This window comes from Asticcacaulis endophyticus, from assembly GCF_014652575.1.
GTDB lineage: Bacteria > Pseudomonadota > Alphaproteobacteria > Caulobacterales > Caulobacteraceae > Asticcacaulis > Asticcacaulis endophyticus.
This window is the reverse complement of record NZ_BMZB01000003.1, coordinates 430,509-441,729: the sequence shown is the minus strand read 5'-3', so window position 1 is coordinate 441,729 and position 11,221 is coordinate 430,509. Positions and strand designations below refer to the sequence as shown.

8 protein-coding genes are annotated in these 11,221 nt (G+C 56.3%); 2 read left to right on the top strand and 6 right to left on the bottom strand.

The window, feature by feature from the left end; translation table 11 throughout:
- From phnE to IE102_RS13065, 6 genes are all read right to left on the bottom strand, one after another.
- The coding region (gene phnE, locus IE102_RS13090) for a phosphonate ABC transporter, permease protein PhnE (RefSeq protein ID WP_189487366.1) at positions 1-1,012 on the bottom strand (1,012 nt) is incomplete at its 3' end.
- Positions 1,013-1,014: 2 nt separating this feature from the next.
- Positions 1,015-1,776 carry a phosphonate ABC transporter ATP-binding protein gene (locus tag IE102_RS13085; protein WP_189487364.1) on the bottom strand — a complete coding sequence of 254 codons (762 nt, stop codon included), beginning with the start codon at positions 1,774-1,776 and terminating at the stop codon, positions 1,015-1,017.
- Positions 1,773-2,693 (bottom strand): phosphate/phosphite/phosphonate ABC transporter substrate-binding protein, encoded by a 921-nt coding sequence (locus IE102_RS13080; RefSeq protein WP_189487362.1) that lies wholly within the window; start codon positions 2,691-2,693, stop codon positions 1,773-1,775. The genes IE102_RS13085 and IE102_RS13080 overlap by 4 nt, the downstream gene beginning before the upstream one ends.
- Before the next feature lie 212 nt (positions 2,694-2,905).
- The gene (locus IE102_RS13075; RefSeq protein ID WP_229807750.1) at positions 2,906-4,948 is read right to left on the bottom strand and encodes a sensor domain-containing protein; all 2,043 of its coding nucleotides are present in this window, start codon (positions 4,946-4,948) and stop codon (positions 2,906-2,908) included.
- A 496-nt stretch (positions 4,949-5,444) separates the two neighbouring features.
- Positions 5,445-6,701, bottom strand: a complete 1,257-nt coding sequence (locus IE102_RS13070) for an aminotransferase class V-fold PLP-dependent enzyme (protein WP_229807749.1) — start codon at positions 6,699-6,701, stop codon at positions 5,445-5,447.
- Between the two features lie 74 nt (positions 6,702-6,775).
- Complete coding sequence (locus tag IE102_RS13065) at positions 6,776-9,112, bottom strand: TonB-dependent receptor plug domain-containing protein (protein ID WP_229807748.1); 2,337 nt, start codon at positions 9,110-9,112, stop codon at positions 6,776-6,778.
- Between the two features lie 459 nt (positions 9,113-9,571).
- Here IE102_RS13065 and IE102_RS13060 point away from each other — a divergent pair, with 459 nt between their 5' ends.
- Together IE102_RS13060 and IE102_RS13055 are read left to right on the top strand one after the other, a co-directional pair.
- On the top strand, positions 9,572-10,054 hold the full coding sequence (locus tag IE102_RS13060; protein ID WP_189487356.1) for an RNA polymerase sigma factor: 483 nt from the start codon (positions 9,572-9,574) through the stop codon (positions 10,052-10,054).
- Complete coding sequence (locus IE102_RS13055; RefSeq protein ID WP_189487354.1) at positions 10,048-11,007, top strand: FecR family protein; 960 nt, start codon at positions 10,048-10,050, stop codon at positions 11,005-11,007. Before IE102_RS13060 ends, IE102_RS13055 begins: the two co-directional genes overlap by 7 nt.
- Positions 11,008-11,221 lie beyond the last annotated feature (214 nt).

Here is an 11,221-nt window from a genome sequence, read left to right as displayed (position 1 = left end):
AATAATGCTTCCTGAGCCTTGCTGATATCTGCTCAAGGATGAGCACCAGCACAAAAATCGCCACCAGTATCGTGCCGACATGGCCGTAATCATACATGTCGTAGCGGCCTTTGAGTTCCTGCCCGATCCCGCCTGCACCGACCAGACCGATGACGGTCGCCATGCGCACATTGCGGTCGAGAATATAGAGGGTCGAGGCAATATAGTTCGGCCAAACCATTGGCAAGATCGCGTGGCGGAAAACCTTAAGGCGGCCCGCCCCAATGGCGCGCAGGGCTTCTTGGGGCTTCGGATCAGCGGCTTCGATATCGTCGGCATAGAACTTACCGAAAAACCCGGCGGCATGCAGCGCCAACGCCAGTATCCCCGCCACCGGCCCAAAGCCATAGGCCAGCACCAGAAACAGTGCGCTGATCAGTTCCGGCACGGCGCGTAAGGCGCTGACCACCCCACGACTTAACCCCTGTACCCAGCGATTGGGCGCCAGATTAGACGCCCCCAGCAGCGCCAGCGGCAAGCCCAGAATAACCGCAAGTATTGTCCCCCACAGGGCGATCTCAAGGGTCTCCAGCATCTTAACCCCGACCGTCATCAGATAGCCGTAGGGCTTGACCAGAATCTCAGTGGTCTCGGTCGTGGTCTCGACCATAAGCGTGTCGGGGTTTAGGGTTTCAACCTCAGTGGTTTCGCGCTCTATATAGGAAAACGCTGGCAGCTTATCGCGGTCGAAGTTTTCAATCCGGCTGACCTCGATGCGCTCGGCCATCTCCAAAGGGTATAACTGTCCGGCCACGGTCGCAAAACCCTTGGCGACCTGACTGTCGGCACCCGACCCGAACACCGATCCGACCGCTTCGGCGGTCAGAGCCACGGCCCTGGGCAGTTCGACCCGCACCGCTGTCTGCCACAGGATAAACACCGCCAGCAACGACAGGATCAGGGTTTTCAGGCCATAGGGTTTGGGATAGCGCCACGTTTCGGTGGCCACAGGCGGGGGTATCAGCGGTTTCATGGTCAGGCGAACTCAGGCGCTAAAGCCGGTGTCACCGGCGTCTGATAGATGCGGGCGGCGGCATCGGCGGTAAGGTCGGCGGGCGGGCCATCAAAGACCAGTTCACCGGCCTTAAGGGCCACAATGCGGTCGGCAAACTTAACCGCCAGATCAAGCTGATGCAGGCTGCACAGGACCGTCGCGCCGCGGGCGCGGGCTTCTCGCACCAGCAAGGCCAGAATGTCCGCGCTCACCGCCGGATCGAGGCTGGCGACCGGCTCATCGGCCAGAATAATGGCGGGATCGAGCATGAAGGCGCGAGCAATCCCGACCCTTTGTTGCTGCCCGCCGGATAGCTCACTGACCCGGCGCGTCAGATGGGCTTCGCTTAAACCGACCCGGTCAAGCAGGTCGCACACCTTGGCCCGATACTCGCGTGGGAACAGGTTCAACAGGGCGGGCAGGGTTGGCACAGCGGGCAAGGCACCGGCAATCACATTGGCTGCGACCGTTGCCCGTGTGGTCAGATTAAACGCCTGATGGATCATGCCGATGGTCGGGCGGATGGTTTTCAAACTGCGCGCGGTGATCTCAATGTCGCCCACAAACAGCTTACCCGATGTCGGCTGGTTCAGACCATTAACACAGCGCAACAGGCTGGATTTACCAGCACCTGATGGCCCCAGCAGGACACAGACCTGACCCTTTGGGATGGTCAGGGAAATGTTTTTCAGGGCCTGGGTGCCGCACTTGTGGGTTTGGCTGACCGCCTCGAACCGGATCACCGCGCCGAGGCCTTCTTCAGGATTTCGCCTTTTAGCCGGTCATCAATGCGCGCCATGGTACGGGCCGCGACACTGAATTTGGCGGCGGAAAATTTGGTGTCATAGCGATCGACTTTGGCTCCGCCATAGCCGCGGATCATGTCCGGCGTCACACCGGGGGCGGTATGGACGGTCTCAAACGCCGATTTTAGCTTGACCTTAAGCGACGCGGGCAGGCGGGTGTTCATCACAATCGGCGGATAGGGAATGGCGATGCTTTTGGCGATAACGCGGATGCTTTTTGGATCGACCGCGCCCTGACGGATGGCCTTATCGAAGCTGTCAAACGACAGGGCGGCGACATCGACCTGATTTTGGGTAAGTGCGGCCAGACTTGAGGCATGGCTGCCGGTCAGGCGCAGAGCCGAAAGGTCTTTGACCGGATCAAGGCCCGCATCCATGATCATGCTGACCGGAAACACAAAGGCCGAGGCCGAATTAATGTCGCCAAACGCCACGCGCTTGCCCTTGATCTGGGCCACGGTTTTGATGGGGGAGGTGCTGCGAGTGAACAGTCCTGCATAGTAGGACGACTGGCCCTTTTCGACCGCGACCGCCAGCAGTTCGGCGCATTTACGCTGATGGGCCTGCACAAAAGTGACCGCGCCCACGAAGGCGATATCGGCCGAGCCATTACACATGGCCTCAACCACCGCACCGTAGGACTGACCCACACGGATGTCGAAGGTCAGGCCGGTCTGGCGGCTGATGGCATTGAACAAGGGCGTATAGTCGGCCCGCGTCCCGTCCTCAGTACCTCCGTCTGCCGGTATCAGTATGACCCTGAGCGGCTTTGCGGCCATAGCAGGCCCTGACACCATAAGGGCGGCCAGCACCGCCAGAGCAAGAGACACCAGACCTGACCGGAGCGTGTGCATATCGCGACCCTACTGTTGACTGCCCGCCTTAAAAGGCAGGGTCTAAGCCCGCATCATGACAGCTATGTGAATTTCACTCATTTTTTTCTATGAAAATAATGAGGGAAAGGGCTTATCGAGAAAATCCAGTGGGGGGACGCTAAGCGAGCGACACGCGGCTTGGATCGATATCCCAGGCCGTTGAACTTCGAAAACGCATCACAGCATCCATTTTATGCGCCTCCGAAACTTCTGTTCGTGGGCAAGGACACAAGCATATCACCTACGGCATGGGCCGTCATAGGTCGCCCCAGCAAGTAGCCCTGAGCCTGATCGCAGCCCTCCTGAGTAACGCAGGCCATCTCGTCCTCAGTTTCAACCCCTTCGGCGGTGACGACCGCGCCAAAGCTTTTGCCCAGACCAATGACCGCGCGCACGATAGCAAGGTTTTCCGGCGTGGAGGACATGTCGGAGATAAACGAGCGGTCAATTTTAAGCTTGTTAAACGAAAAACATCGCAGATAGGCAAGGCTTGAGTAGCCGGTTCCAAAGTCATCCAGCGCGATATGGATGCCTAAGTGTTTGAGCTGGTTCAAAATACGCACGTTTTCCTGAGTGTCGGTGAGGAAAATGGACTCTGTAATTTCAAGTTCCAGCCTGTGCGGTGATAACCGCGACTGCTCCAGCGCCCGCATGACGTCTGCAGCCAGACCAAAGCCCGTGAATTGCCGGGGCGACAGGTTCACCGCCACCCTTATGGTATTTGGCCACTTGGTGGCTTCAGCGCAGGCCTGCTGCAGCACCCACCTGCCAATCGGTTCGATCAAGCCTGACGATTCAGCGACCGGGATAAATTCGTCAGGCGATATAAGACCGCGTGTCGGATGCTCCCAACGCAGTAGGGCTTCAAAGCAAATAATTTTGCGGGTACGCGTGCAGACGATGGGTTGATAGTTAAGGTAAAGCTGGTTCTTTTCCAGGGCAGTGCTGAGTTCTTCACGCAAAATACGCTGGCGATCGGCTTTCTCCTCCATCGCAAACTCAAACCAAGCATAGTCACCTTTACCCGTGGATTTGGCCGCATAGAGCGCAAGGTCGGCACGCTTCATGAGCGCATCGGCACTGCCGCCATGCAAAGATCTCAGCGCAAGGCCTGCGCTACATCCGATTGAGACATAATGTCCATCTACCGTGAAAGGCTCACACAGTGATGAGATCAAGCGGCCGGCAAGCTGCGTTGCGCTCTCCTGAGTGATCTGACCTTTGTGGATGACGCCGAATTCATCACCGCCCAATCTGGCCGCGACGTCGTCATCCCCCATGTGGGATAACATGCGCGTGGCTACCTGTTGCAGCAAGTGGTCGCCGACATGGTGACCAAGACTGTCATTCACAGCCTTGAAGCGATCTAGGTCAAGCAGCAGCAGGGCGAAATCACTGTCGGTCGCAGAATTTGCATCGATATGGCGATCAAGGATGTTTTGAAACTGCAGTCGGTTTGGCAAATCCGTCAGGATATCGTGTAAGGCCAGGTGACGGCTGCGTTCCTCTATCCGCAGTTTCTCGGTTACATCTTCGGAAATGCCGAGCAGATATCTTGGTTTTCCGTTGATATCGGGCACACCAACTTTTTGCGTTCTTAAGGATCGCACACCGTTCGGCGTCGTGAGCGGTTCATTTTCGATGGTAACGAGTTTTCCGGACGCCACCACCTTCTGATCGGCCAGCCGGAAGCGTTTTGCATCTTCAAGGTCGAACAAATCGAAGTCAGATTTTCCGATCAGGTCATGGCGACTTATTTCGAGTAGCTCCTCTCCCGCCTTGTTTAACAGCACAAACCGGCCGTCGCGGGCATCCTTTACGAACAGCATGGAGGGTATGCTCTCCACGATCGCATCAAGAAATATCTGGGTACTTTGCAGTTCCACGGAAGCCTGTTCGCGCTCAGTGACATCGATATTCCAAACGATCACGCAGTCTTCGTCGCGATAACGCGCGGGACGGGCAAAGCGCAGAACCTTTATTTTCTCGCCACTGGCCTTAAACTGGGTAACGTTCTGCTCTGGGACGAGAAACGCGGCCAGGCTTTCCGGGCCCATACGCCCGTGGAGGAAATCGCCCGGCGTATGCAGATCATTGAGCGTTTTTTCGATCAGGTCGCGCTTGGTGTACCCATAAAGATCACATGCTGCGGTATTAACGGCCACAACCTTTTGGTTTGCCAGGTTAAATACCCACATTGGGATGGGATTTTGTTCGAACAATATCTCGAACATATCCTTATCCTCGAACGGCCAGTCGAGACATTGACTTTCGCTTACAGCAAGCCGGTATGTTTCCATGTCTTCGTTCTTCTACGACACCTCTTACAAACGCAACGCGTGAGGTATTTCCAAACGACAATGTAATCGATCAAGATTTCCAATCGCTTAATCTGAACGATTAAAATTTAAGGAATCTCGAAGCGGTAATATGACAAGGAAATGTTCATTAGATAGTCTATAAATAACTGATCCTGAAATTACATTTTTACCAATAAAACTTTAGATTGCGTGCCGTATTTGAATAGGTTCTATTTTACCAATACCGAAGTCTATATAACTGCCGCCCGGCTATATTTGAGAAGACGATGTTGGCATTCTGATGCAACGGTGGCGTGGCTCCATTTTGGGGCCTTAACAGTTCGCCAATTTCCGCTTTCGGGCTTAGCCCGCGGTACCGTGTAAATGACCGCTTCGGGCGCAAGGGCGCTACTCAGGCCCGCAGCGGACTTCAAAGAGTGTGTACAACGCTTAACAACTGCGTCATGTCGGCAGGGGTTGAGCTTAGGCCCGGCGTCACCCGGATGCAGGCTCCGCCGGCAAGTCCGGTGCGCAGAACGGTGAACAGGCCGTGCTTGTCCAAAAGCCGTTTTGCCACCACAGCATGGGCTTGCGGAGACGGATCATGCCGCAACCGGAACGACGTGATCCCGACATGCAGGCGCGGATCGGCGGGGGTGAGCACATCTACCTTTTTTAGCTCTCGCACCGGTTCTGCCCACAGGGCGCGCAGATAGGACAGCCGTTGCTCACATGCCGCAGACCCGATGCGGGCATGCAGGCTCAGGGCCTCTATGGCGGCCATCTGGGCGGCGAAATTGGCGGTACCGGTATGGACGCGGGCAGAGATCGGATCGCGCTCGCTGACCGCTTCCCCCATAAACGGATCTATGTCAGCGATGCGGTCTCGGCGGATATAAAGCGCACCTACGCCGAGCGGCGCGCCGATCCATTTGTGCAGGTTAAAGCCCGCAAAATCAAACCCTTCAGCCTTAACATCGACGGGCATCTGGCCCCAGGCATGGGCGCTGTCGACCAAGGCATCGACGCCGTGGGTGCGGGCCATAGCGATGATATCGCGTACCGGCAGCCTCAGCCCGCTACGGTGACCGATCTGGGTCAGCAGGATCAATCTAACCTTGGGGTGGGCTTTCAGCGCCTGTTCGTAGGCATCGATCAGCCCCTGATGGCTGGCCGGATGGGGCAGGGCGATGTGCACAACATCGACGCCCCGGCGCGTTTTCAACCAGTCGATAGCGGTTTGCATGCTGTCGTAATCATGGTCGGCCATCAGCACGGCATCACCAGGTTTCAGACGGTTGTAGCCGCTGATCAGAGCCTGCATCGCCTCCGTGGCATTGCGGGTCAAGGCAATTTCTGACGGGTCGGCATTGAGTGCCGTCGCGATCTGCTGACGCAGGCGAATATAATAGGGCGCAAACTCCCGACGGGTGAAATAGGCGCCCTGCTGGTTGATGGTCTCAGTATGGCGCGCAAATGCCGCCTGAACCGCCAGCGGCATCTGGCCAAACGCGCCAAATTCGAGATTGATCACACCATCGGGCCGGGCCGGATAGGCGGCGGCGACCTTGGCCCAGCCGGTCTCATCCTTTGGACCCGTAGGGGCGTTCAGGTCACTTGCGGTTTGAGCGTTTGCCATTGCGGGCAGCATAGCGCCCAGAGCGGTCAACACGGTGCGGCGATCCATAGTCAGGCTTTCCATAAAAACACAAAGGGGCGGACCGAGGAATCGGCCCGCCCGGATCAGATATGACGTTAAACTTAGAATTTGGCGTTCAGGCGGACATAGGCCTGAGCCCCATAGGTGTCATAAGGGGCGTTACGCGAATATTCGATCCCGCGTGACGCCTGGAAAAGAGCCTTTTCGGGATAGTCATCAAAGAGGTTTTCCACCGACACCTTAAGCGACAGGTTGGTGTTGATGTCGTAAAGCACCGAGGCATCGACAAAGTTCATCACGCCAAAGGTCTGGAAGATGTCGCCGGTCGAATTGCCGGTCGAGTCGGTCCAGCTACCGTAATGGCGTACCCGCACCTGATACTCGAACGGGCCTTTGCGGAAGTTGCCGGTAAAGCTGGCATTATTCCGGGGCAAGCCCTCCTCAAAGTTGCGCTTGGTGGTCGGGTTAGCCGTCAGCGACCCGCCGGTGATCAGGGTCTTATTGGTGTTGTAGGCCAGGGTCAGGTTCAACTGACCGTCCCATATCGTGCGGGCATAGCTGGTCACCACGTCGATACCCTTGGTGCGGGTGTCGTAATCATTGGTGTACCAGTAAACGGACGTGAAGCTGGCCGCCGCCGGATAGCCCTGCGCGACCAGAGCATTTTTTTCAGCCTGTGTCAGTGTAATGGACGACGACTGGCCGAGCCGGTTATTGACGTCGATCTGGTAAAGGTCGATCGTGCCCGACAGGCCCATATCGGTGCGCCAGACAAAGCCCATGGTCAGGTTGTCCGACTCTTCCGGCTCTAGCGGCTTGGCACCCTTGCTGACGGCAATAGGGTTAAGCGGTGACAGGCGGCCATTGGTGAAAACCTGAAGCGTGACCGTATCCAAACCTTGAGAGACTGACAGTGAATTGATTTGACCCGGCGTCGGCGCGCGGAAGCCGGTCGAGACCGAACCGCGGGCGGCGAACTTGGGGCTGAAATCATAGCGGGTCGATAGCTTCGTGTTGGTGGTGTCGCCGAAGCTGTCGAAATCTTCGTAGCGTACCGCAGCCGCCCAGGTCCAATCCGGGGTGACCTTGCCTTCGACATCGACATAGGCCCCGTAGCTTTCCTGCGACCATTCTCCAGCCTGCACGTCCGAGAAACCGGGGAAACCATTTGAACCTACGGCCAGACCGTCTTTGGCACCCGCGCCGACCGCATAGGAGGCCGCATCACCGGCACCTATTGTATAGGTTTCTTCGCGGCGTTCAGCCCCGAAGGCGATGTTGAGCGGCTCAGACAACCCCACATCCAGCCGGTAAACGCCGTCGGCATTGAGGTTGACTTCGGCTTGAGTTTGCGTGCCGAGGAAAAAGTCAAACGGCGAGTCTGGGCCCATCGACGCATTAATAGTGTTATAGAGGTAAAACTCGGTTTCGTTCTCACCGATCGAAGCGCTGAGATCCCATGTAAAGACCTCGCCGCCACCGCGCAGACCGGCTACGGCCTGATAATCCTGATATTTGGCCTCTTCACGCGGCGTAAAACCGAGCGGATAGACCGATTTCAGATCCCAGCCGGGGAAGCTTAGCACAGGCTTATAAACGCTGGCGTTCGAGGTGGCCGACGGGATGCGCCAGTTGATGTCGTTGATGCCTTCGCCCTTGGCGGCGGTACCAAACGCATAAAGCTCACCAAAGCCGGTCTCCAGCGCACCGTTAAAAGTGAAGTTGTAGTTTTTGGTGTCTGGCGCGCCCCAGTGCTGAACCGGATCAGGCAGATCAACACCCGGATTGGCCGCTTCATAGGCCAGAGCATCGGCACGTTGATGGCTGCGCGACGTCATGGCCGCGTCGGCCCATTCTAGTGCTGCGGTGACAAAGCCGCCGTCAAAGGTCTTACCGGCCTTGATACCGGCACGGGTCGTTTCGCCGTCACCTTCAAAATACTGCGAGCGCTGCACATAGGCCGCTACGCCCGGACGCTGATCCAACTGGATATTGATCACCCCGGCAATGGCATCAGAGCCATACTGGGCCGAGGCGCCATCACGCAGCACTTCGACCCGGCCGATGCCGAGGCTGGAGATCTTATTCAGGTCGGCACCCTGAGCACCGCGCTGCCCCAGAAAGGCCGAACGGTGAAAGCGCTTACCGTTGATCAACACCAGGGTCTGGTCTGATCCCAGGCCACGCAGGCGGGCCGGACGGATGAACTGCAAACCATCCGACGACGGCAGCTTAAGCACCTGAAGCGACGGAATGACCTGCGCCAGATTATCGGCCAATTCCGAAGACGCGCCGTCCTGTACGGCCTTGGCCGAGATGACATCCACCGGGGTCAGGCTGTCGTATTTGGTGCGGCCTTTTTCACGCGTGCCGGTGACGATGACCTCCTGCACGGCATCTTCCACGGGGGCCTGAGCGACCGCGGCGGGGGCGATCATCCCCGTGACTATAGCGGCAGACACTGACCAAAACGAAACGGAAGTGCGGACGTTGCGTAAATTGAAGGCGGGGCGGAAATGCATGTCGTGATGTCCCAGAGGTAGTTGAAAGTTACTGGGGCGGTGCTACGGCGAATTCACAACAGCAAGTTAATGGAATTATGAAACATTAAATACGGTATACGCTCCGCTTTGGGTACTATCCGCCACAATCTCAAATCCGCACGACCGTCTGTATTGTGGTTTTAGCACTCGTAGTTTTCAAATAGCGTAGAGTATTTTGAGCTGGTGGTACGGGTGTGTGCAAAAATATCGTCTACAATAGGTGGCCGTGGAGTTCAGGCCTGCGAGACGTAGGTGCATGGCGGTATACATTATCCGTCACAATTTTATATTATGATACCTGTTTGACGCCATTTGATAAAATGGTTCTTTAAAATTTGAGGGCTTCAGGCGGGGATGACGGCCTCTGTTTCCGAGATCATAATCCACTTGAAAAAGGTTCTGTCGCGCCGGGGCGTTAATCCGCAGGACTCCGACGACTTTATTCAGGAAGCGCTTATCCGGCTTCAAATATATCAAAAATCAAACGAAGTCCGGCAGGTGAAGGGGTTTCTGGCCCGTACCGTCGTCAATCTTGTGATAGACTCATACCGCAAGCATAAGGATGTCGATGTGGCCCCTGAGCCGGTGGAAAATTACACAATCGTCGATAATTATCCGCAACCGGATGAGGTTTATGCCTCAAAACAACGTCTACAAAGATTAAGCCGTGGTTTTGCAGCCCTTGATCCCCTGACGCGGCAGATTGTTCGTGCCCAGAGGGTTGAGGGGTTAACGGTAGCGGCTATTGCAAAGCGGCACGGCCTGAGTGCCAGTGCCGTCGAAAAAAGGCTGGCAAAGGGATTGGCGTTTCTGTTGGATTGGATGAAAGAATGGTAAGGTCATCAGTGTCTTACATTCGTGAGCAGACGACAGGCACGTCTGTCAATCATCAGGCCGCGCAATGGATCATCGACTCTTCAGAGGGGGCCGCGGCGACCGGCGGGGCCATGGATGACTGGCTGGCTGAAGATGATGCCCATATTGAGGCCTATGCCGAGGGGCTTCTGATTTGGGAGCAGTTGGGGCAGATAGCCCAGGACAGTCCGTCTGATCGCCTTATTCAGCACAACAGATGGCGTTTGCCTGCGGGTATCGCTGCTATGGCGGCGGTCGTGTTGCTGGCGTTTGGTTTCAGTTCTGTATTCCTGATGCCGACCTACAAGACCGGCATTGGTGAGCAACGTACGGTGCGTCTTGATGACGGCACGCGGCTGGTGCTCAATACAAATTCCGTGCTGAAAGTGGATTTCGAAAAAGGTATTCGCCGGGTCCGTCTTGAGCGGGGCGAAGCGCTTTTCAATGTCGCCCATGACAAGCAAAGGCCCTTCGTAGTTGAGGCGAATGACGGATATGTCGAAGCGGTCGGGACATTGTTTGTCGTGAGGTCTGAGGCACGGGGCATGGAAGTGACCCTACTGTCGGGCCTGGTTGATATTGGGCACGGCGAATTTAATTCATCTGCTAAAATATCGCTCACGCCCGGCGATCGCTGGCGCGAGACGGGGGCGGCGTCGGTTTTGGACAGGCCTAAGATTGAGACGGTCACAGCCTGGCGAAACGGCGAGATCATATTTGACGAAACGCCGCTTAATGTGGCGGTGGCCGAGGTCAATCGCTACACCAAAAAGCCCATCGTCTTAAGTGACAACCGTACGGCTCAGCGAAAAATAAGCGGTGTTGTGCGTATCGCCGAACCTGAGATTTTCGTTGAAACCGTAGCCGGTGTTTATGATCTCCGCGTCAATAATTCTGACAAGGCCGTTACCCTGTCGAACAAGGTCGCCCCTTAAGCCTGACTGCTGGCACGGGACACGCTTTGCGGCGGCTTTAGCCGATGGCCCAATTGCGGCTTAATGCCGACAGGTTCAAGTATATCGCCCGTGAGGGCCATCAGACCTTATTTCGGCGGCGCAGCAAAAAATATTCTAGAATCTTCACTTAACGGATGTGGGTTCGTCATCCGGATTACGTCATCAATTTAGAGGCCGCATTTATGGGGCCTGA